The sequence below is a fragment of the Tellurirhabdus rosea genome, from assembly GCF_026278345.1.
Classification (GTDB): Bacteria; Bacteroidota; Bacteroidia; order Cytophagales; family Spirosomataceae; genus Tellurirhabdus; species Tellurirhabdus rosea.
Genome location: NZ_CP111085.1, coordinates 4,548,069 through 4,570,327 on the forward strand (window position 1 = coordinate 4,548,069; position 22,259 = coordinate 4,570,327).

General features: G+C 59.3%; 18 protein-coding genes and 1 tRNA gene. 12 read left to right on the forward strand and 7 right to left on the reverse strand.

Annotation, left to right across the window (positions count from 1 at the left end):
• The first annotated feature begins 190 nt into the window (after positions 1-190).
• The 4 genes from hflX (at position 191) to ORG26_RS19335 (ending at position 3,895) form a co-directional block, all read left to right on the forward strand.
• On the forward strand, positions 191-1,447 hold the full coding sequence (gene hflX, locus ORG26_RS19320) for a GTPase HflX (protein WP_266364700.1): 1,257 nt from the start codon (positions 191-193) through the stop codon (positions 1,445-1,447).
• Positions 1,448-1,511: 64 nt separating this feature from the next.
• Positions 1,512-1,583 (forward strand) — tRNA-Arg (locus tag ORG26_RS19325).
• A 308-nt stretch (positions 1,584-1,891) separates the two neighbouring features.
• Positions 1,892-2,902 carry an aldo/keto reductase gene (locus ORG26_RS19330; protein ID WP_266364702.1) on the forward strand — a complete coding sequence of 337 codons (1,011 nt, stop codon included), beginning with the start codon at positions 1,892-1,894 and terminating at the stop codon, positions 2,900-2,902.
• A gap of 72 nt (positions 2,903-2,974) precedes the next feature.
• Entirely contained in the window at positions 2,975-3,895 is a 921-nt protein-coding gene (locus tag ORG26_RS19335) for a helix-turn-helix domain-containing protein (protein WP_266364704.1), read from the forward strand.
• Positions 3,896-3,991: 96 nt separating this feature from the next.
• Here ORG26_RS19335 and ORG26_RS19340 read toward each other — a convergent pair whose 3' ends face one another.
• A complete protein-coding gene (locus tag ORG26_RS19340; RefSeq protein WP_266364706.1) occupies positions 3,992-4,672 on the reverse strand; it encodes a hypothetical protein in 681 nt (226 codons plus the stop codon).
• 265 nt (positions 4,673-4,937) lie between these two features.
• Here ORG26_RS19340 and ORG26_RS19345 point away from each other — a divergent pair, with 265 nt between their 5' ends.
• Positions 4,938-7,481, forward strand: a complete 2,544-nt coding sequence (locus tag ORG26_RS19345; RefSeq protein ID WP_266364708.1) for a PAS domain-containing sensor histidine kinase — start codon at positions 4,938-4,940, stop codon at positions 7,479-7,481.
• Positions 7,482-7,493: 12 nt separating this feature from the next.
• On the opposite strand, the gene ORG26_RS19350 is transcribed toward ORG26_RS19345, so the two are convergent.
• The gene (locus ORG26_RS19350) at positions 7,494-8,399 is read right to left on the reverse strand and encodes a formylglycine-generating enzyme family protein (protein ID WP_266364710.1); all 906 of its coding nucleotides are present in this window, start codon (positions 8,397-8,399) and stop codon (positions 7,494-7,496) included.
• A gap of 253 nt (positions 8,400-8,652) precedes the next feature.
• On the opposite strand from ORG26_RS19350, the gene ORG26_RS19355 reads away from it, so the two are divergent.
• From ORG26_RS19355 to ORG26_RS19365, 3 genes are all read left to right on the forward strand, one after another.
• A complete protein-coding gene (locus tag ORG26_RS19355; RefSeq protein WP_266364712.1) occupies positions 8,653-9,156 on the forward strand; it encodes an SgcJ/EcaC family oxidoreductase in 504 nt (167 codons plus the stop codon).
• Between the two features lie 57 nt (positions 9,157-9,213).
• Positions 9,214-9,612 carry an OsmC family protein gene (locus ORG26_RS19360; protein WP_266364714.1) on the forward strand — a complete coding sequence of 133 codons (399 nt, stop codon included), beginning with the start codon at positions 9,214-9,216 and terminating at the stop codon, positions 9,610-9,612.
• A gap of 78 nt (positions 9,613-9,690) precedes the next feature.
• On the forward strand, positions 9,691-10,512 hold the full coding sequence (locus tag ORG26_RS19365; protein ID WP_266364716.1) for an alpha/beta hydrolase: 822 nt from the start codon (positions 9,691-9,693) through the stop codon (positions 10,510-10,512).
• Positions 10,513-10,560: 48 nt separating this feature from the next.
• On the opposite strand, the gene ORG26_RS19370 is transcribed toward ORG26_RS19365, so the two are convergent.
• Entirely contained in the window at positions 10,561-11,154 is a 594-nt protein-coding gene (locus ORG26_RS19370) for a cupin domain-containing protein (RefSeq protein ID WP_266364718.1), read from the reverse strand.
• Between the two features lie 48 nt (positions 11,155-11,202).
• Positions 11,203-12,519, reverse strand: a complete 1,317-nt coding sequence (locus ORG26_RS19375; protein WP_266364720.1) for a hypothetical protein — start codon at positions 12,517-12,519, stop codon at positions 11,203-11,205.
• 223 nt (positions 12,520-12,742) lie between these two features.
• Here ORG26_RS19375 and ORG26_RS19380 point away from each other — a divergent pair, with 223 nt between their 5' ends.
• Positions 12,743-14,446 (forward strand): hypothetical protein, encoded by a 1,704-nt coding sequence (locus ORG26_RS19380; protein WP_323134295.1) that lies wholly within the window; start codon positions 12,743-12,745, stop codon positions 14,444-14,446.
• A 198-nt stretch (positions 14,447-14,644) separates the two neighbouring features.
• Here ORG26_RS19380 and ORG26_RS19385 read toward each other — a convergent pair whose 3' ends face one another.
• Together ORG26_RS19385 and ORG26_RS19390 are read right to left on the reverse strand one after the other, a co-directional pair.
• A complete protein-coding gene (locus ORG26_RS19385; RefSeq protein WP_266364721.1) occupies positions 14,645-15,388 on the reverse strand; it encodes a LytR/AlgR family response regulator transcription factor in 744 nt (247 codons plus the stop codon).
• 1 nt (position 15,389) lies between these two features.
• Positions 15,390-16,529 carry a sensor histidine kinase gene (locus ORG26_RS19390; protein ID WP_266364723.1) on the reverse strand — a complete coding sequence of 380 codons (1,140 nt, stop codon included), beginning with the start codon at positions 16,527-16,529 and terminating at the stop codon, positions 15,390-15,392.
• A 213-nt stretch (positions 16,530-16,742) separates the two neighbouring features.
• On the opposite strand from ORG26_RS19390, the gene ORG26_RS19395 reads away from it, so the two are divergent.
• Both ORG26_RS19395 and ORG26_RS19400 read left to right on the forward strand, forming a co-directional pair.
• Positions 16,743-16,892 carry a hypothetical protein gene (locus ORG26_RS19395; protein WP_266364725.1) on the forward strand — a complete coding sequence of 50 codons (150 nt, stop codon included), beginning with the start codon at positions 16,743-16,745 and terminating at the stop codon, positions 16,890-16,892.
• A 15-nt stretch (positions 16,893-16,907) separates the two neighbouring features.
• Entirely contained in the window at positions 16,908-18,011 is a 1,104-nt protein-coding gene (locus ORG26_RS19400; protein ID WP_266364726.1) for a glycoside hydrolase family protein, read from the forward strand.
• Here ORG26_RS19400 and ORG26_RS19405 read toward each other — a convergent pair.
• Positions 18,003-21,140, reverse strand: coding sequence for a lantibiotic dehydratase (locus ORG26_RS19405; protein ID WP_266364728.1), 3,138 nt, complete (start codon positions 21,138-21,140; stop codon positions 18,003-18,005). The genes ORG26_RS19400 and ORG26_RS19405 overlap by 9 nt on opposite strands.
• Positions 21,141-21,476: 336 nt before the next feature.
• Between ORG26_RS19405 and ORG26_RS19410 the strand changes: the two genes are divergently transcribed.
• Positions 21,477-22,235 carry a hypothetical protein gene (locus ORG26_RS19410; RefSeq protein WP_266364730.1) on the forward strand — a complete coding sequence of 253 codons (759 nt, stop codon included), beginning with the start codon at positions 21,477-21,479 and terminating at the stop codon, positions 22,233-22,235.
• Positions 22,236-22,259 lie beyond the last annotated feature (24 nt).

The window sequence follows — 22,259 nt, forward strand, 5'->3', positions numbered from 1 at the left end:
CGGAAGGAGAGGGCGCAGGAAGTGACTGAATGATTGAGTGACTGAATGACTGAGCGGTCCGCCGTAGTGATTAGCTTTTAAGATTTAAAAGTTACGAAGCTGGCGACTGCGGCGCCGGGAAGCAGTCATTCGGTCACTCATCATTCAGTCACTTCCTGCGCTTCACTCCCTCATTCCCTGACTATTATCTATGATTGATACCCATAAACAACCCGAAACCGCTGTTCTGGTCGCCCTGGTGACGCAGAAACAGTCACCGGAAAAGACGCAGGAATATCTGGAGGAACTGGCTTTTCTGGCCGAAACGTCGGGCATCCAGACCGTTAAGGCCTTTGTGCAGAAACTGGACCGGCCGGATACCCGTACCTTTGTCGGGAAAGGGAAACTGGAAGAAATTCAGACGTTCATTGCCGCCAACCCGGTGGATACCATCATCTTCGACGACGACCTGACGCCTTCGCAGGTGCGGAACCTGGAGCAGGCCTTTCAGGAGATCAAAGTACTGGACCGGAGTCTGCTGATTCTGAATATTTTCTCGATGCGCGCCCAGACGGCCCAGGCCCGGGTGCAGGTCGAACTGGCTCAGTATCAGTACATGTATCCGCGTCTGACCCGGATGTGGACGCACCTGAGCCGCCAGAAAGGCGGGGTCGGGATGCGGGGTCCGGGGGAAAAAGAACTCGAAACGGACCGCCGGATCGTGCAGGACCGGATTGCGTTCCTGAAAGAGAAACTGGCGAAAATCGACAAGCAGAACGTCACCCGCCGCAAGGAACGCGACCGGCTGGTGCGGGTTTCGCTGGTCGGTTACACGAACGTCGGGAAATCGACCCTCATGCGGACGCTGGCGAAGGCCGACGTGTTTGCCGAGAACAAACTCTTCGCGACCGTAGACTCAACGGTGCGGAAAGTGGTGTTGGGAAATATCCCATTCTTGCTATCGGACACGGTTGGTTTTATCCGCAAACTGCCCACGACGCTGATCGAGGCCTTCAAATCGACCCTGGATGAGGTGCGCGAAGCCGACGTGCTGCTGCACGTGGTGGACGTTTCGCACCCGTCGTTTGAAGAGCATATCGAGGTGGTCGACAGCATCCTGACCGAAATCGGGGCGGGCGAGAAGCCGACCATCCTGGTTTTCAACAAAATGGACCAGTTCGAGCCCCGTGACGAGTGGATGCACGACGAAGACGACTTCGACGACAACATTCCGGTGGCCGTTCGCCGGCAGTCGGCGCTGGCCTATCTGAAGAAAACCTACCTGGCCAGAAAGGCCGAAAACGTAGTGTTTATCTCGGCGGAGAAGCGCGACAACCTCGACGAACTGCGGGATATTCTCTACAAACTGGTCCGGGAAAAGCACTACACCATCTACCCCAACTGGAAGGACATTCCGCTGGCGGATTTCGCCAGGGACGAGGAAATCTCCGATGGTTTGGGCATGTGATAGTTTTTTCAGATTTTTGCACCTGTTATGTACCTGCGGACGGTTTGCCCGTGGGTACATAACTGGTCCCGTAGTTCAACGGATAGAATAGACGTTTCCTAAACGTTTGATATGGGTTCGATTCCCGTCGGGACCACCCGCTCTAATTTTAACCTCCTAACTAGTAATCAGTTGGGAGGTTTTTTCTTTTCCAAGGCATAACACCGGTGCACCCGTTTCGCAGGTGCGAAGCATATCGAAACGGCCAAAGGAGCGTTCGGTTCTCAGATGGGCAGCGCGGCGTCGGACGCCGTCGGGGAGGGGACCGGCTTAAAAGCCGGGAAGTCGCTCCCCGGTATCAAGCCCGGAACCCGTCATTTGGATACAACAACCCGCGATTGGGCTACTTTTCTCCCCGCCGACCGGCTGACCTTTGTGGTGTTGATAGACCACATAAAAAACCAAATGAACAGCATTCAAAAAACGCAACTGGGTAGCCAGGGACTCGTTGTTCCCCCCATGGGGCTGGGCTGCATGGGAATGACCAGGATTAACGGAGCCGATATTTACGGCCAGGCCAGCGAAGCGGAGTCGATCGCCACCATTCACCGTTCGCTGGAGTTGGGCGGCAACTTTCTCGACACCGCCGACCTCTACGGCCCGCTGGAAAACGAACGGCTCGTGGCGAAAGCCACCCGGGGAAACCGCCACGCCTACGTCATTGCCACCAAATTCGGCTACGAGATTGATGACCAGGAGCAGCTCACCTGGGGCTTCAACGGGCAGCCGGCTTACGTGAAGAAAGCGGCCGAACGGTCCCTGAAAAACCTCGGCACGGACTACATCGACCTGTATTACCTGCACCGGCTCGACCCCGCTACGCCCATTGAAGAAACCGTGGGCGCCATGGCCGAACTCGTGCAGGAAGGCAAGGTGCGCTACATCGGCCTTTCGGAAGTATCGGCGGCAACGATCCGGAAAGCGCACGGCGTTCACCCGCTGACGGCCGTCCAGACCGAATATTCCCTGTTTGAGCGCGAGGTCGAAGCCGGAGGAATTCTGGATACGCTCCGGGAGCTTGGCATCGGCCTGGTCGCGTACTCGCCCCTGGGCAGAGGCTTTCTTTCGGGCGACATCCGGAATCCGGACGATTTTGCCCCGGACGATTTCCGACGCATGATTCCCCGGTTTCAGGGGGAGCAGTTCTACAAAAACCTGGAGCTGGTCGAGGCCATAAAAAGTCTGGCGGCCGAAAAAAGCGTGACGCCGTCGCAGCTGGCCATTGCCTGGGCGCTTGCCAAAGGCTCACTGCCGATTCCGGGGACCAAGCGGGTCCGGTACGTCGAGCAGAACCTCGCCGCCGCCGACATCCAGCTGAGTGCCGCCGACCTGAACCGGCTGGAATCGATTGTTCCGCTGGGTACTTCCACCGGAGCGCGCTATGATGAGGCGAATATGATGGGAATCGATAAATAACCAAATTGGAACCAACGGGAGGAACCGAACGTAGTGAGCAAAGTTCCTCCCGTTGATTTAGCTGCCATCCGGATGAAAAGAACGACCAACAGCCCCCACGTCATCAACTCGGTTTCCGAACTGCATCGCCTGCTGTCGCTGCCCAAACCGGAGCATCCCCTGGTCAGCATGATCCGGTTAAGTGACCTGCGGGAGAAGTGCCCCGAGCTGGTGGGCAGTTTCGTGTATAACTTTTATTCCATCTGCATCAAAAAGGACTTCAGGGGAAAACTCAGGTACGGGCAGCAGTACTACGACTTCGACGAAGGGGTGATGACGTTCTTTTCGCCCGGTCAGGTAATCACAACGGACGCCACGGAAGAGCAGGCGCTGAACGGCTGGTGGCTGGTGGTGCACCCCGATTTTATTCAATCGTATCCGTTGGCCAAACGCGTGAAAGAGTACGGCTTTTTCTCCTACGCGGTAACGGAGGCGCTGCATATCTCCGAGAAAGAGGAAACCATCCTGACGTCGATCATGACGAACATCGAACGGGAATATCGCTCTGCCCTGGATACCTTTAGCCAGGATGTGATCGTATCGCAGCTGGACCTGCTGCTGACGTACTCCAACCGATTCTACAACCGGCAGTTCATCACCCGGAAGCAGGCCAGCAACGACCTGCTGATTCGCGTGGAGGCCCTGCTGACCACTTATTTCGACAGCGACCAGGTGCAGCAATCGGGCTTACCGACGGTGCAATACCTTGCTGACCAACTTTCCCTTTCGCCGAGTTATCTGAGCGATTCGCTGCGGGCACTGACGGGGCAAAGCGCGCAGCAGCATATTCACAACAAGCTGATCGAGAAGGCAAAGGAGGTGCTGAGTACAACCTCGTTGTCCGTAAGCGAAATAGCCTATCGGCTGGGCTTTGAGTACCCGCAGTCGTTCAGTAAACTTTTCCGGAATAAAACGAATCACTCCCCGTTGGAATTCCGCCGGTCTTTTGCCTGAACGGCCTTTTCCCGCAACGACCGGAAAGCCCACACCTCATCGCCCGACGGCACCGGCAGGGTATGCCGGGCAATTATCTGGCACAAGGCGGGAGACTCAGGGCTCCGGGGTAACCACCAGATTGGCAAAGTGAGCTTCGGTACCGGAGCCGACCCACAACCCGATGCTTCCCGCCTGATCGACCCCAAGCTTGAGGTCATTGACCAGCAGGGTGGGTTGCTGGGCACCATGCACGTAGAGTCGGGCGGTGTTGCCCTTCACTTCAATCCGGACTTTGGTCCATTCGCCCGGGACCAGATCCACGTACGATTCGTACTTTTCGGGGGTCTCCTTGCGGCTGCGCTCCCAGGGATAGTCCGGGAAGGAGATGTACTGCACCGAATGATTGCGACGCACCTGGTCTGCCGCCCGGCCGTTGGTGGGACGCAGGTAAATGCACTCAAAGCGCGAATTGTCATCGGCCACCCGGAAAGCAATCCCCACAAAGCCCCGTGCCGTTTCTGACGCCGTGTTTAAGGGCTTTCCGGACACTTCCAGATCGATGCGGCCATTCCGGAACCGGAGGTCTTTGATCTTAACAAACTTATCTTCAGAGGAAAGGCCTTTGGCCGTGTCAACGACGCGAAGGGCCTGTTTTCCTTTATAATCCGCCAGCGAGAGGGCGACCTTAACGGGCTGTAAACGCTCCGGGCGGTTGAGGGGAATCGCCTGAGACGATTGCGAAAAGCCCTGGTGCAATCCCAGACAGAGGAGTAGCGTTGTGAAAAGAGGGTTCATCGGGTATCCGGTTTACGTTCTTTTTGAATCGAACAAATAACGCAGAAAAATACCTTGTGTGTCGGCACGATCGGCCAGGCGAGCCTGCATAGCGGTAAAAAAAGTGAACTTGCTTCGCCTCATCCGGGCGGGGCTGCTCAAAACCGTTAAAACTCAATTAATTCTCCTGAGAGGCTCTATTTAAATTCTACTTGTAAGGTAGATTTGTAGTATAGTATTTTCACCCAATTCATACCCATCTGTGTCAGGCAATCCTGGAGGCGTCATGGTATCGCTCAATTTACTCAATGCCTTTTCCGAGGGGTTGCTTCATCTGCAACCCTGCTATCAGGGCGGCTCGCTGGTTGATTTTCAAGTGCAGGTGATCAACGAGGCGGCCAGTCGCTGGGTTCAGCCGGAACAACACCTGACGGGTAACACGTCTGACGGCACCTTAAGGAATCTGCTTTCGACCTGGGGGCAGGACCGGCTCTGGGACCGGATTAGCGCCTGCTATTTCTCCGGCGAGTCCGCCCGGGAAATCTGTTACATCCCTCATCTGAACGAAGAAATGCGGCTGGAAATAAAGCCTTTCGGGCAGGAAATGGTCCTTTTGATTTCGGTCAATGACCAACCGGCCGTGCCCCCGAAAACCCCGGAAACGGCCCTGCTGCAGCAACTTCCCAGCCCCGTAGCGGTGATGAAAGGCGAGGAGTTTATCCTCGAACTGGCCAACGACCGGCTGCTGGAAGTATGGGGCAAAAAAGCCGGTGACGTGGTCGGACGGCCGTACTTCGAGGCGTTTGCGCCCGCTGCCGTAGACCAACTGAAAGAAGACCTCCGCAAAGTGTACCGTACCGGTCAGCCGTTTATCCGTCCCGAAGTGCCGGTAACCTACCTGCGCGACGGCAAAACGGTGGAGGAAATTCACCGGATCACCCACTCGCCCATCGTCAATTCGAAGGGGGAGATTGAAGGCATTATGGCCGCCAGTTACGATATATCGGTGGAGGTTGCCGCCCGCAAACGGGAAGAGGAAAGCCAGGCTTTTATACGGGCCGCCCTGGAGAGCAATCCCGACTGCGTGAAAGTACTGGACCGGGAAGGACGGCTGCATTACATGAACCACAACGGCCTGTGCGTGATGGAAATTCCCGATTTCTGCCAGATAGAAGGGCGCCCGTGGTGGACCCTCTGGCCGGCCGAAAGTCAACCCATCGTCAAAGCCGCTCTCGACCAGGCCCTCAACGGCTCCCGGGCGCAGTTTCAGGCTTACTGCCCCACCGCGCAGGGAACCGCCAAATGGTGGGACGTGGTCGTTTCGCCGGTCATTCAGGAAGATGGCTCCATCGAGCAGGTCATTTCCGCCTCCCGCGACATTACCGACCAGCGAAAAGGGGAGGAAGCCATTCGCCGCCGCAACAAACAGCTGGATCTTCTTTCGCGGACGTCGCATTCGCTGATTGTGACCCACCAGAACGAAAACGATCTGCTGCAAACCATTTTTAAAGACATCTGTCAGACCTTTGAACTGGAGATGTTTTTCAACTTCGAGGCGGACGAAAAGGCCCGTCTGCTCCGGCTCAACACCTGGGGCGGCCTCACCGCGGAGGAAGCGGACCATTTCGACACCATCCGGTTTGGGGACTACCTCTGCGGACAGGTCGCCGAGCGGCGCGCGTTGCTGGTCGCCGAAAACCTGGGAGAAAACCTGCTGCCCGGCAGCGAGAAACTGCACCAGACCGGGGTGAAGGCGTACGCCGGCTTTCCGATTCAGGCCGGTCAGCGGTTGGTCGGCACGATTGGCTTTGCTACCCGGCAACGGACGCATTTTGCCGCTGACGAAATTCAAACGATCCGCTCGGCCTGCGACCTGATCGCCATTACCCTGGAACAGACCCGGCTGGCCCGGGCCGTGCAGGAAAGCGAGGTGCGCTACCGGACCCTGGCAGGCACTCTGGAAAGCCTCGTAGCCGAGCGCACGGGCGAACTGGAACGAAAGAATCAGGAGCTGATACGCTCCAACGAGCACCTGCAGCAGTTTGCCTACGTGGCCTCCCACGACCTGCAGGAGCCGCTGCGCAAGATAACGTCCTTCGGGGATATGCTCGCGACGCAGTACGGCGATCACCTGGGCACTACCGGCCTTGACCTGCTTGGACGGATGCAGGCTGCCGCCCGCCGCATGTCCCAGCTGGTGCAGGACCTGCTGACCTACTCCCGCCTAAGCCAGCGGCAGACGCCCGTCGGAGTGGTGTCGGTGCAAACGGTGCTGGAAGGGGTTTTGCAGGATCAGGAATTAAGAATCAGGGAAAGCAACGCCCGCATTGACGTGGGTCCCATGCCCGAGGTAATGGGGGATGGAATTCAGTTGCAGCAGTTGTTTACCAATCTCATTTCCAATGCCTTGAAGTACATGCAGGAAGGCGTCGCGCCTCATATCCGGATTGCTTTCTCCCGGGTAGCCGCCCACGAACTGCCCGACCAATGGAGGGAGTCCGTCCCGGCGGGGGCTCCGGCAGCGGGCAGGGAAGCGCCCACCGAATTTTACAGAATCTCGGTGTCGGACAACGGCATTGGCTTCGAAGAATCGTACCTGGACCGAATTTTCAGGATGTTCCAGCGTCTGCACAACTGGGTCCAGTTTGAAGGCAGCGGCATGGGACTGGCGATCTGCAAGCGGGTGATCGACAACCACCACGGATACATTACGGCCCACAGCCGTCCGGGCGAAGGCTCTACCTTCCTGGTCTACCTGCCGGCCCTGCCCGACATGACCAACACCGGAAGGGTGGAAGAGGCCGCGCTCCAGACGGAACTGGCTGCCTGACGAACAACCTCTTTATGGCTGGACGCAACGAAAGCCTTTTTCATTGTGGCGGATGTCCGGAGCGTTGCCCAGCCGCCGGGCAATGCGGGTGATGGTCGGTGTGGTATCAAAAGCGCCCCCCCGCAGCACCCGCTGGCTGCCCGTGGCGGGGCCTTTCGGGTTGTGAACCGGGGAGTGCCGGTAATAGTCCCGCCCGTACCAGTCGCCGCACCATTCCAGCACATTCCCGGCCAGGTCATACACGCCCGTTTCGCTGGCGGGAAAAGCCCTTACCGGAGAGGCCGTTACATAGCCATCGGTGTATCCGGCAAATACGTGAAAATTGGGGTGGTTGTAATAATTCGCTTTTCTGAACGTCTCATCGGCCAGGTTGGCCACCCGCCCGACCGGCAGTGAATCTCCCCAGACGAATACGGTTCTGGCCCGCCCGTCGATTCCGGTGCGAGTGCCCCGGGCCGCGCTTTCCCATTCTGCTTCCCAGGGAAGCCTTCCCCCGGCCCAGGCGCAGTAGTCGCTGGCCAGTTGCCAGCTCACCTGAACGACCGGAAAATCGTCCTGCTGGGCGTAGGCGGCGGCTTGGGGCGCTGGCCGGTGGGTGACCTCGCAGAAGTGACGGTACTGAGCCACCGTAACCAGATTTCGGTAAATCCAGAACCCGTCAACCCGCACCCGGTGGGCGGGCTGCTCGCTCCGGGTGAAGGCCAGCTCCCGGGGGTCCCAGTGAAATCGCTGCCAGACGGAGGCCAGTTCGGCGGAGTCACTGCCCATGATAAACTCGCGCGTCGGCACGTAAACCAGTTCGGCGCTGTCTGCCGGATTGATTCGGACGGGGTGGGAGCGGCTCCAGTCGGCCACGTTTCCGCTTAAACCAACGAGCAGAATGAGGCCAAGACAACAGCAGAAAACAAAACGGTCCATGCACAAACGGGTTTGCTTACGTAAACCGGCCAGCCGGGCGAACCTACTGACACCGGAAAGCGAATCCGCCCGTAAGCAGGTCGGCCCCCGGTGGGTTACCCTCTTCGATTATCCGTGCGGGTAAAATAAAGGAAATCAGTTACTTTTAGCTCAGACGCTTTGCCGCCCGCCCGGCGTGGACCCTCAAACGCCGGTGCGTTAGGGGCGAAAAGGCATTGCAGGCAAATTCGAACACTCACGAAACCTCGTTGACATGAAACGTCTGATGCTGCTTACCGGAATGTTCCTGCTTTGGGCGGCGAAGCTGAAAGCACAAAGTCCCGCCGATTCGACGGCCATTGCCGCCATTCTTCAGGAAGAAGCAACTTCCTGGAACAGCGGCGACGCGGATACGTATTCGAAACACTTCGCGGAGAACGGGACGTTTACCAACATCAGGGGCATGTTCTTTACCGGGCACAGGCCCTTCCTCGACCGGCATAAAGAGATTTTCAAGGGCATGTTTCACAAGACCGTCCTGCAGCAGGAACTGGCCTCCTTCCGTTTTCTGAGCCCGGATGTCGCCCTCGTCGAAACGCTTACCCGCGTATCGGGACTTTCCCAGAACAACCTGCCGCCGGGCATGCATGTCGATGCCCAGGGGCGCCTTCATACCCGCCTGCTTCAGGTTTTTCAGAAACAGGCCGGCAACTGGAAGGTCATCACCTATCATAACGTTGACATAAAGCCCGGTGTCCCCGTTCCGGCGCTCCGGTAGTTCCTGCCTGCACAATCCCGCTAAAGTTCCTGCCGATCACCAGCCGACCCGAAATCCATGAAAATCAAGGCCACACTGACCAATCGCTTTCAGCAGCACCAGATTCAGCTGCAAACCAACGAAGACGTGAAAACCCTCCAGCTTCCGTCAAAAGCGTCCGGGTACGGCTCGGCCTTCAACGGCGGCGAGCTGCTACTGCTGGCGCTGGCGACCTGCTACTGCAATGACCTCTACCGGGAGGCGGCCAAACGCAGCCTGACCCTTGAGGAAGTGGAAGTGCTGGTGACGGCCGATTTTGGCGCAGAAGGAGAGCCCGGTTCCGATTTCCAATACCACGCCCGGGTGTCTTCCAGCGCCTCCGCAGAAGAAATTGAGGACCTGCTGCAGCATACCGACCGGGTGGCGGAAATCCATAACACCCTGCGCAGGGGGGTGAGCATCACCCTGACGACCTGACGCTCCTTTTATTAACTTTTTTTAAGGCGCTGGTTTGCGGCCGGATGCCTACCTTTCGGCCTTACCAATGTCTTGCGGATGTCTTTTGCAAACGGGCTGACCCGACGGGCGGCTACAGTTGGGGCCGTCGCCCTAATCGGGTACATCGCCGCCTACGGGTTTCTGTATACGCACCGGGACGAGCAAACGCGGCGGTATCGCTCCGTCGCGCTGCCTGCGTCCTACCGGTTTCAGTTTGCCCAGCCCGTCGAGGAGCACAATTTCCCGGCAGCGGGGGGCGGTTTGCTCAATGCCCTGCTGTTTAAAGCGCCCCGGGCAAAAGGGGTCGTTTGTTTCTGGAAAGGCAATGGCGGCACTTTGGCCAACTGGGGAGCGATGGCCCCGACCTTTCTTCAGTTTGGGTACGATGTGCTGATAACCGACTACCGCCAGCATGGCAAAAGTCGGGGCGCCATCAGCCTGCAAAATTTCAAAACGGACGCCCAGACCATCTACGATTCGCTCCGGCGTCGGTACCGCGAGGAGCAGATCGTGCTGTGCGGCTACTCCCTGGGCGGACGGATTGCGGCGTATCTGGCGTCTCAAAACCGGCCTAAAATGACCATCCTGATCGACCCGGCTTCGGCGGGCGGGGATTTCAGCGACCGGGTAACCGACCTGCTGTACTTTCCCCTGCCTTCCGTAACCGGCTTCGTCTTTTCTACCGAAGAAGACGTGCAGACCGCGCCGAGTACGGTGGTGGTCCTCAGCACCCCGAACAGGCATAGCACCGCTTACGGGCTGGTGGACTTTCTGCGGGCGAAGGATCGGATGGTGATTTTGCCCCAAGTGACGCACGAAACCATCCTGACGCACCCGCAAACCATCCGGGTCCTTGGCGAACTGCTGCAATGTCCCTGACCTCCGCCGTACCGTTTCACCCCGCTCGGGTTTATCGGTAGAGGCCCGTTAAACCTCCGCGGCGGCCCGTCTGACGACCTTCGCTCCGGACGCGAAGATGGGTTCCGGGGCGTCTTTGAAGTGCCCGTACCGGTTTAGCAGCCTGCCCAGCCGGTACGTCAGGGGCATGATCACTTTCCGGATTAAAGCGGGAATTTCGTTCATCTCGTATTCGCTCGCGTACCGGGTCAGCAGGTAAGCCGCGTCGAAGAACTCGGGCTGGGCTTTGCCGGACTTGTTCTGGGCCGCGTAAACGCTGCTCAGGTAAAACACAAAGTGGTTGGGGGGCGTGAGCCAGCCTTCACAGTGCAGCACCTCCGAACCGGCGTTCCAGAACCGGTGGGCAACGCCCCGCGGGAACACCACCGACTCACCCGGCCCGGCGTACTGCTCCCTTTGTCCGGCTACCTGATAGCCCATTCGTCCTTCCAGCACCGTAAAGCCTTCGTCCTGCAGCCAGTGGGTGTGCATGGGCGGCCCGCTGCCGGGCTGGACAAAAGCCTCGGCAATCAGCCGGTCGCCGTCCGGTCCGTGCTCGATGCGCTGAAAAATGAGTCGTTCACCCAGATGATTTTCGATGGTGTGGGGCAATGAATAGTTCATAGTTGTAAGTGATTTGTTGTTTATGGATTTACTAGGTCTGAAATGCCTTTACAGGCGCTTGACGCGGAAAACGCCGGTGATCGTCGTGGTGCCGTGGGGTGGGGGAGCCGAGGAAGCGTCGATCCAGCCCGCCCGCGTCAGCGTGAACGTGCCGGTCACCCAGTCCGGGTGTTCGTTATTGACCCGCAGGGCTCCGCCGCTGACTTCCTTGAAGTACATGTGCGAGCGATGAAACAGGCCGTTGACGTACAGAAACGATACGCTGGTGCCTTCTGTCCAGGCAAACGTACCGGTTGGGGCTCCCTTCCAGCCAAGCTGCACGTGCTCGCTGCCGATGGCGCCCGCCACCAAATTCCACGCGGCGTTTATATTGGCTCCTCCCGGAAAGGTTTTCCACTCATCCTTACTCACCTGAAAGGAAATGCCCTCCGGTGCCACGAAGAGGTTAGCCACCAGCCGCAGGTCTTTGAATTCCTGTCCGCCGACCGTAACCGACTGGTTCAGATAGACCGTGACCGCTTCCGGATTAAGGGCCGGAATCTTCTTAGGTGCATAGTAAGCCGCCTGATTGCCGGAACTGACCAGGATGCCTTCTCCGCGCAGAGCCCAGCCTTTAATGTATCTGGCCGGAGCCGGGTAAGGAATCGGAACCAGCAACTCGTCGCCATAATCTTTTACCGGAATGACCAGCGCCTTCAGCTCGACTTCCTCGCCGGGATTGAGAAAGGCGTGATCCGGACTGATTTCCATGGTCTGAAAAAGCGCCCAGTCGCTGAAGTGCGTCGTCTGGACGGTCACCGTTCGGGCCGTCGTGTCGATACTTTTTGTTCCGGGCGACTGCCAGTGGCCTTGGTCGGTCTGGTAAGCGATGCGCAGGAGTTGCGGGGCCGAGCCGTTGATGTCCTGCGGATCGTACTGCATCGTCAGGGTGGCGGGTTTGGCGAACGTCAGGCCGTGGGGCAGCAGCCGGAAAGCCTGCCCCGTCCCCAGCGGGCAGTGGTTCTGGCTCAGCGGCTGGACGGAAAGGGTCTGCGTCGTAGAGAGCGCCCCTGCCGGTACAGTCACCCGCAGGCGTTTATCGGCCGACTCGATGATGCCTCCCGCCGGACCAATGGTTGCCGTAAGGAGGTCGCCCCGGGGCGCGGCGACGGGCGTAACGGCCCCGGTCGGTTCGGTCGGGATGGGCTGCCCGGTCCCAGGTTGTCCGGGCGTGACCTCATCGACCTCTTTCTTGCACGAAACCAGCGAGCCAAGCAGGGCAGCGCTGAAGAGGAGGGCATATAACTTGTTCATGGTGTGGTACTGCTGTTGTTTACAGCAGCAAAGGTGAAGCGCCGTCCGGCCCGGCGATGTCGCGTACTTCATGAAGCAGCAAACGAAGGAGGTGAAGCGGCCATTTTGGGCCTTGTCTTACAACGCCGCCCCTTGACTTGCCGGCGGCCTCGGCCATCCGTCGGAGGGTGGGCCGGGCAGCGAAAACCGGGCCGGCCGATTCGGAAGAGGAGAAGAACCTGCGGGTTTTGGATAGAATTGGGGCGAAGGCTTCTTTAGACAGATGAATCTTAAGCTTCGCTCAAACATACGCCCGATGAACAGGTCGCCCGAACGTTTCTCCGCATCCCGACGACAACCCCTATTGACCGGCCTGCTTCTGTGGGTCCTCCTCGTGTCCAGAGCCGTGGTGGCCCTCGGGCAGACGGAAGGCCAGATGGAGAAGGTGGTCATCACTTCCCTGAATCAGAAAACAGGGATTCAGGCCCTCGAAAATGGGGAACTCCAGGTGAATGTCTCCCCTCAGGATGCCCGCACCTTCAAAAAACGGGGATGGGTCCGCTACGGCGACTTTGGGGCCCGGGGCGACGGCAAAACCGACGACATCGACGCGATCGCCGGAACCCATGCGTTCGCCAATCAGCAGGGACTGCCCGTCAAAGCGGACGGCGGGGCCACCTACTACATTGGCGGAAAAGAGCGTACGGCCGTCATCCGGACCAATACCGACTTCGGAACGGCGGCCTTTATCATCGACGATACCGAGGTGCAGAACCGGAATGCCTCCGTTTTCATGGTCAGCTCGGGGCTGCAGCCGTTTCCGTTGAAAGGAATCACGTCCCTGAAAAGGAATCAGGAAAAAATCGACGTTTCTCTGCCCGGGCCCTGTCTGGTCACGGTCACCAATGCCGCCGTGAAGCACTACATCCGCTTTGGGCTGAACCAGAACAACGGAGCCGCGCAGACCGACATTTTTCTGGTGGATAAAAACGGCAGGGTGGACCGGGGCGCGCCGATCATCTGGGACTTCGACCAGATCACCGACATCAGCGCCCTTCCCATCGACGAAAAGCCGCTGACGATCACCGGGGGACGGTTTACCACGATTGCCAACCGGGCCGAATCGAAGTACACGTATTACAACCGGAACATCGCCATCAAACGCTCCAATGTCGTGGTGGACGGGCTCGAACACCGCATCACGGGCGAAGGCGACCACGGCGCACCCTACGGCGGCTTCCTCAACATCCGCGACTGCGGCTACGTCACCGTCCGGAACGCCGTTCTGACCGGCCACAAAACCTACTCGACCATCGGCGCGGCCGGAAAACCCGTTTCGATGGGCACCTACGACCTCTCGGCCAACCGCGCCCTGAACGTGTCCTTCATCAACTGCCGACAGACCAACGACATCAACGACCGCACGTACTGGGGAATTCTGGGCTCCAACTACTGTAAGAACATGCTGTACGACGGGTGCGTCTTTTCGCGGTTCGATGCCCACATGGGCGTGGCCAACGCCACCATCCGCAACTCGACCCTGGGCCACATGGGCATCAACGCCATCGGCAGCGGGACGTTAACCGTCGAGAACAGTACCATCCGGGGCGGTAATCTGGTCAATCTGCGCTCCGATTACGGCAGCACCTGGCAGGGGGACTTTATCATCCGCAACTGCGTTTTCGTGCCGTCGGGCGGCCGGCCCGCCAGCGCTTCGCTGATCGGTGGGTCCAATTCTGGTCAGCACGATTTCGGGTACATCTGCTACATGCCGGAGCGGATTCTGATCGAAAATCTCCATATCGACGACTCCAGCCACCCAGCGAATTACGGGGGACCGGCCATTTTCGCCAACATGAATCCCCAGTTGACGGACGATTCCTTCCGCGAGAAATTCCCGTATGTCACCACCCGCGAAGTGGTTCTCCGGAAAGTGACCACCGCCAGCGGCAAGCCCCTGCGCGTCAGCGACAACACGTTCATGTTCCGAAACGTCAAAGTCGTGGCGGAGGCAAATTGAGGATAGAGAAAAGAGAAAAGAAACAAGAGAGGATAGACAAGAGACAAGCGACGAGAGAATAGTGACAAGAGAGAATAGACAAGGGACAAGCAACTTTTCCGGCTTCAAAGCCAGTACCCTTTTCTCTCTCTCTTTTTCTCTTATCTCTTGTTTCTTTTCTCTCCCCCTCTTATCTCTTCTCTCTTGTCCCCTCGCTCCCTAACTTTTTTTCTTTTTAGGCGTAACGATCATGGCGCTGGAGAAGTCTTTCAGCAGCGCTTCCTTGTACTTTTCGCCCGTGGGAATGCGGGGCGGGCGTTTCAGAATGACTTCGTTTCCGTCGATGGCCTCAATGTCGCTGATCGAGACGATGTAGGAGCGGTGCACCCGGACAAATAAATGCTTTGGCAGCTTGGCTTCCATCTCTCCGATTCCCACGTACGTAATGACCGGCTTGTCGCTCTGCCGGGTGTAGATCGAAACGTAATTCAGCAGCCCTTCGATGTACCGGATGTCCTCAAGATTGATCTTCTGAAACTTCCCCTTGTGCTCTGTTTTGACAAAAATAAAATCCGACGCGGCCTGCTCCGCCGGACCCTGGGCCGCCTCCGCCACTTTGTTGAGCACCTTGGTGACGGATTTCAGAAACCGCTCGTAGGAAATCGGCTTCACCAGGTAATCCGAAACGTCGTAGTTGTAACTCTCGACGGCGTGCTGGGTGTAGGCGGTCGTGATGATGACGTGGCAGGCGGGGCTGGCCACGTTCAGAAACTGAAAGCCCGTCAGGGTCGGCATGTTGACGTCGAGAAAAAGGACATCGACTTCCTCCCGCTTCAGGAAAGTGAGCGCCTCGACGGCGTCGGTGGTGGCCAGCACGAGGTTGAGAAACGGCGTTTCGGCAATGTAATCCTCCAGCAGCCGCACGCAGTGAGGTTCATCGTCAAGGACAAGGCAGTTGAGCATATCAGGCGTGGAATAGCGTAAAAATCACTTCGAATGTCTGTTCGGTCTGGTGCAGGTCGAGGCGGTACCGGCCGGGCGCATACTGGGCGCTGAGCCGCTGCCGGACGTTGGCCAGTCCGATGCCGCTCGACCGTTCGGGCAGCCCGTTTCTCCGGATTTTGTTGAAACACCGGAAAAAGAGCCGTTCGTCCGTGTTCTCCACCTCGACCGTGAGCGGCTGGGTCGGTTCGTGCAGGTCGCCGTATTTGAACGCATTTTCGACGAACGTAATCAGCACGAGCGGAATAATCTGCTGGGCACTTGTCGCCCTGTCCTCGATCTGCAGCGCGATGCTGACCGTATCTTCAAACCGGATTTTCTGGAGTTGAAGGTAATTCCGGAGGTAATGCAGCTCGCCCGAAACCGGCACCTGGTCGTCGGCATCCGAATGGCTGACGGTGTACTGCATCATCTCCGACAGAATCATGATGGCCTCCGCCAGTTCGCGCGACGACTGCCGGGCTTTGGCGTACAGAAAATTCAGCGTGTTGAACAGAAAATGCGGGTTGATCTGCGCCCGCAGATGCGCCAGTTCGGCCCGGGCCTTGTCGCGTTCGAGGGCCTGGCTGAGGGTTTTGGTCCGGATGGCTTCCAGTTCAATCTCAAACGTGAGCCGCTGCAGCCGGAGCAGTTCGTCTTTCTTGGCGATGGAGTCCAGGGCGTAATAATAGCCGACGCCGAGTGTCGTAAACAGCACCCAGACATACAGCCCGATGAGCCAGACGTTGCCCAGTTTGGCTTCCGAAAAGACCCGCTCGGAAGTCAGGGCGGCCAGTCCTTCGTTGAGCAGAAACCGCAGCAGGCTGTACACCACCAGCACGGCCACGTGGGCCAGCAGCAGCTGAATGTACCGGCCTTTGCGGTACCAGGTGGGCAGCACAAACAGCGCCTCGACGTAGATCAGCGAAATGCCCAGCACCTGGTGGGCGTACACGTCGGCAAACAACGGCTTCGACGGGCCAAACCACAGGGCGAGGTAGGCGATCAGGATGTAAAAATGCCAGAACAGAATATGGTTGAGCGGGCGTTGCAGGGGCAACGTATCCCCGGGTGCCAGTGCTGCCCGGTCTTTCGTGGGGGTCGTGACGTAGGTACTGGTCATACGCTTGGGGCAAAATGTTCGGCATCGGCCCGCCGCCCGGCACCGAACGGCCTGTCTGGTATTAAGGGGTGGAAACGGGTCTTCATATAGCGAAAATACCTGCCCGTATAGTTTTTTAGGCCCATTTTGAATTTGCGTGCACTTTTGAATCAACAAAGCACAACAAGGACAATTACAAGTTAATCAAATCCTCAACCTTTTCTTATCCTGACCATGAAAAAGACCATCGCCTCTCAGACCGCTTCTATCCGCCTCAACCGCGCCACTGTCTCTCAATTCGGCCGCGACAACCAGCTCAGCCGGGCCCTTCGCGCCGAGCACCGCAACATGATCAGCGTCACGGTCATCTCCACGCTTTTTTAATTCCCTCCCTTCGGCATGCACACGGTATCCCACATTCAGGCTTTTCTGCACAACCTGACGGGCCAGGGTTCAGACGGCAGCAGCTTCCCGGAGCTGATGCTGTTTGAACTCATGTGTGCCGGAGAAGAGGCCGGGACCCTGGCCGAACGGTTTTCGACCCGCCTGCGCCACCTGCCCGACGAACACCTGCTCCGCCTGGCCGCCTGGCAACGGGTCTGCCTTAGCTGGGTGTTGCATCATCCGGCGCTTTCGTTTGCGGATGCGGACCTGATCGGTCGCCTCGGGCAACTCGACGAAGCCATCGTCCGGGCTGGCCGGGACGCGCTTCAGCTGAGCACCACGGGCCTGCTCGACGGCAGTGCGCTGTACCTGAACTACCTCCTCGAACGGGCTTCCCGGCAACCGGTCGAACCCGTCCCGGCTCTGTTGGCCGAAGCGGTCCGGCTCGCCTTCGGCAACCAGTTGACCCCGCTGCTCGACGCCCGCTATGCCGGGCCGGTCGATCTGACGATGCAGCCGGGACTGATCGGCCTGCTGCTGACCCTGCTCCGGGCGGCGGACGACCGCGCGCTGACGGACCCGCAGCGGGAACAACTGCTGGCGCTCGTCCGGTTTGTGGTCCGGTTCACCCAGGCCGTTGACCTGCCCGACAGCCAATACTCCTTTTTTCCGAACCGCGTCGATCTGCGAACGCAGGAACACGAAGTAAGCAACGCACTTTCCTGGGCCGAAGGCGACCTCGGCGTGGCCCTGCTCCTGTACCGGGCGGCCCGCTACTTTGGGGAACCGGCCTTCCGGAAGCTGGCCGACTGCGTCGGGACGTTTTCCCTGCTGCGCGACGACGTCGAATCGACCCTCATCGAAAAGCCGTGGTTTCTGAACGGCGCTGCCGGAACGGCCATGCTCTACGGGGCGCTCGGCCAGGCCAGCGGCAATGTCCGTTACGGACAGGCCCAGGCCCGCTGGCTGCGGCACGTGAGCCGGATGCTGGCCGAGCCGTCGCTCACCACGCCCCCGGTTCCGGCCAGTTTCCTGACCGGATACCCCGGCATCCTGCTCTGCCTGCGCACCGCAGAGGGCAGTTGCCGCGACGACTGGAAACGCCTTTTTCTACTCTGAAGACTGCCGGGCCGGTTTCTGCCGGGCGGCACCGGCCTGTAGACAGCGCCGGTAAAAATCGTAAAAACGCAACTCCTCGACGCGCTGGTGCTGGGCGAACAATCGGTTGATGAACATGTGGATATGGCTGCTGAGCAGCCCCAGTTCTACCGACGTGAGGGGAGGTCCTTCCGAAACCAGCGGCAGCCGACGGACCTGCGCGAAGAAATCTTCACACAGCCTGTCCAGCGACCCGCTCCCCGCCGGTTCGATCCCGTCTGCCGGATGTAATGCTTTTTGAAACAGCAGTTTGTGTTCGCGGTACTGCAGGGAAATCAAACTCCGGACCGCCTCCTGTTCAGCTTTGCCCAACTCCGCCAGCAGCGTATCGGAAACCGCCTGCACCAGCCGGAGCTTATCGTCCGTACTCAGCCGCGCCAGGGTCAGCCAGCCGTCCACCAGCCGGAGGGCGCCTACCTGTTTGAGGAGTTCACCGTCCGTCCAGCCGCTCTTTCCGGCCAGTTTCAGGAGGCGAATCACAAACCGGCTGTTGGCGTAAAAAAGCTGTTCGGCCTGTTCCATGAGCTGATGCCCGTAGCGTTCTTCTTCCGGAACGTAGGTGTCGAGGCAGACCCGGCTGATGAGCCCGGCTTCCATCGTCACCGCCAGCCGCCTGTGCAGCGCGCGGATCAGCGGGCCCAGTTCGCGCGGCGTGGTCAGTTTCACCCGCAGCCGGATGTGGTGGTCCGGGTCGAGGTACCGCACGAAGAACCAGGCCGAGGCCCGCCCTTTCTCCACCCACTTTTCGCAGAGGGGAGCCAGATACTCCCGCAACAGATCGTCGCAGAAGGACTGCCCGGCGTAAATTTTGAAATAAGCCCATTCGCTGCCCGGAAAAAACTTGCCGCTCTGCCTCCGGATGGCGGGTCGATTGACCGTTGCCGCCGCGGGCGGTCCCGTCACCGGGGCCTCCTGCACAAACGGAATGACCATCTCGGCGGCGTACGGATTTCCCTGCGCATCGACCACCCACGCGTTATTTTCGTCGAAGAGCGCCTCCTGCAGGCAGACCAGCTCGCCGTGGCGGCAATGCTCCAGAAGCAGTTCCAGACTGGCCTCGTGCGTCAGGTCCAGCGTCAGCAGGTTATCGCCTTCGGCCAGCGAGACGTAGCGGGGCAGGTGATGCTCCCGGCGCAGGTCGTCCAGACGCAGGCCCGCTTTGATCCGTTGCTGAAGCGGAGCCGTGGGCAGATTCCAGCAGGCCGGACTAAGCACTATATTTTTGTACTGAATACGGGGCAGAAAGGGCTCGCCGCTCAGAAAACCCCAGTCCCAGCGGGCGGTCTCGGTCTGGGTGGCGGTGTACTGGAAATGACCCAGAAACTGAAACAGCGGCAGACATTCGTCCCGGGAAAAGTTAAGCGAAGAATTCAGCAGCGGAATCACTTCCCGGTCCAGCCGCGTAGACCAGAGCTGCAGCCGTCCCTGCCGGTGCTGCAGCACCAGTTCATCCAGGCTGATGATCTGCTCGGCCGGACGCAGGGTATGAACGCCGTACGGAAATTCGTAGGGGCGGGTCGTCCGGCGCATCACCACGTTGCCCGCCCGGTCGTAAGGCAGGTGCGACAGGTCGGCCAGCACCCGGTCGCCGTACAGGCGCTGTTCTTCCTCGACCAGCCGCGACAGTTCCTGGTGCAGCCGCGGGTCGGCGAGCGTAAACCGGGCCAGCAGATTCGCCGCCGAGGGGCCGCTCACGCCCTGAAGCAGCAGACCCGGAACGCCGCCCTCGCTCACCAGCCGGACCAGCGCCCCGTACGAAAGCCCGGGCAGACGGTCGGCCGACGGCAGATCGTCGCGGTGCTCTTCCAGCCGGACGATGCTGTCCTTGTCCCGCAGGGCCCGCCGGTACAGTTTCATGCGAAAAGCCATCGCGGGCGGCCCCGCGCCGGGCGTCTCCGGGCGTCCGGTGTCGGGCAGGAGAAACGGAATGCCGTTTTCAGGGTCAAGCGCCTGGGCCAGGGGCACACTCTGGTTTTCGTACCGCTCCCGAAACCGGGCCGCGAAACGGGTAAGCGCGGGGCTTTCGGTCTGCGACAACCGGCCCAGAAGCCGGATGGCCTCCTGCAACTGCCCCGAAAGCGTCGGGCACCAAGTCAGCTGCCGGGGTTGGTGGACAAGGTCGGCGTGGAAAAGCTGGCCGGTCTGGTAAGGAAATCCGGCGGCGTCCAGGGCGTCGAAAATGGCCCGGTAAGCTGGAAGGGAAGCGGTCTCGCCCCGGTTGATCCGGGTGAGCTGGTCCTGGGCGGCGAGCAGATGCCCGAGCCGTCCGGCCAGTTCCGGGCAAGGCACCTGCGCCGCAATCCGACGGAGGGCGTCAAACAGCAGACGGGGATATTCCTCGCCCGTGATGTTGGGAAAAATATCCGGCAGCAGCACCTGGCTGCTGATGAGTTCTTCGACAAACTCCCGGAAGTCTTCCGCCGGAACCTCGTGTTCTTCGTGAAAAAGCAGCAGTTCATCGTAGGAAAGGCCGGGCTGACTGGCGTCGAGGAGCTGGCGAAGCGGCCCGGAATCGTCGAGCCTGACCAGCCGGTACGTCCGCTCGCCTTCGCCGTAATCGAATTCCAGATAGCGCCACGACGTCCCGGACCGGTACAGGCTCGAATTGGGTCGGTAGCGAAAAAACGGCCTTAGTTCCGGCAGGCAGACCAGTTCGTAGGCCAGCCGGGCCAGAAAACTGTTGTCGAACCGGCGGTACGCGGCCGATTGCCGCGGCGACTCGACCAGGGCGTGTGCCTGTTCCGGACGGCTGGCAATCTGCGAGGCCGTGAGGGTGGCGCATCCGGCAAACAGGCCGTAGGGCGTTGCGCGGGTGGTGGCCCGGATGAGGTATTTCAGCAGCGTCAGGTACAGTTTGCGGACCGACCGGCCTTCGGGCGGCGTGACCCGGGCCTGTTCCCAGGCGGCGTAAAGCTCGGGCGACGCGACAAACAGGGCCTCCTGAAGCGCCGGATGGTCGCCGATCAGCGCCACCAGATGGGCCAGCCGTTCGTCTTCGGGACCTTCGGACCAGATGTGCCGGAACGTGGAAAGGGGGAGGGAGGGATAACGAAGAACCAGAAAAGGTGTGCGGGATAAAGATGATTTCATAAGCAGGGTTGAGTATGGCGAAGGTTGACAGACAGCGTTGCTCTGCCGGTCGGAGGGATACATGAAAGAAAACACCGAACTGCCAATAAATTAAGAGATTACCGGCAAAAAGAACAGGAATAGAATTCTTTTTTATCAGACGGTGACTTAAGGCTTTTTTCGCCCTAGGCCCGCTTTCGGAATCCTCTTCCGGCGACGATCCGGGGGTTTCATACAGGGAAAAAGGGGCTTGATATAAAAATTTAGGCAGGCTGAGGGAAGGGTTGCAACTTTCGATCATCAAGGCGCCGAAACAGCGTCGATCGTCAGAAAAACAACCCCTAACTAGCATCGAACATGAAAACGTCAGCCTTCCTTACCCTGCTCACCGGAGCGACCCTCGCCCTCGGCACGGCGCAGGCCCAGGTCCAGACCGCCCTTCTGGCTTCGAACCACGCCGCCCGGCAGATGCCGGTCCTGAAAACGCAGGAGATTCTGGACAAGCACATCCAGGCGCTCGGGGGCACCGAGAAACTGAACGCCCTGAAAACGGTCATTGTCCGCCAAACTACCTCGGCCCAGGGGCAGGACATTCCGCAAACGCTGTACATCGTTCAGGGCAAGGCCGTTCGCAGTGAAATGAACGCAATGGGCATCGAAATCATCGTGGCCGCCCGCGAAGACAGCGGCTGGCAGGTCAACCCGGCGGCCTACGGAAACAAGCAGCCGGTGGCGATGGAGCCCAAGCAGGCCAAAGCGGCCTGCGCGCAGGCCGACGTGTTCGGGGCAATCATCAGCGCCCAGGCGAAAGGCCATACCATCGCGTACGACGGCGACGAAAAGATCGACGGCGACCTTTGTTACCGGCTGGCCATCACCAACCCCAGAGCCGGAACGTACACCGCTTTTGTGTCCCAGAAAAGCAACATGGTGGTCAAACTGGTGACCAAGTCCACGGAAGCCTATTACTCGGATTACCGGAACGTGGACGGCTATCAGTTTCCCCACACGGTGGAGGTCATCGCCAGCGGCACCAAAGTAAGTCTGATCGACCGCCGTTTCGAGGTGAACAAACCGATCGACGACGCCCTCTTTGCGATGCCGGTAGCCAACTGACCGCTTCGGGCCTGCACCCTGCTT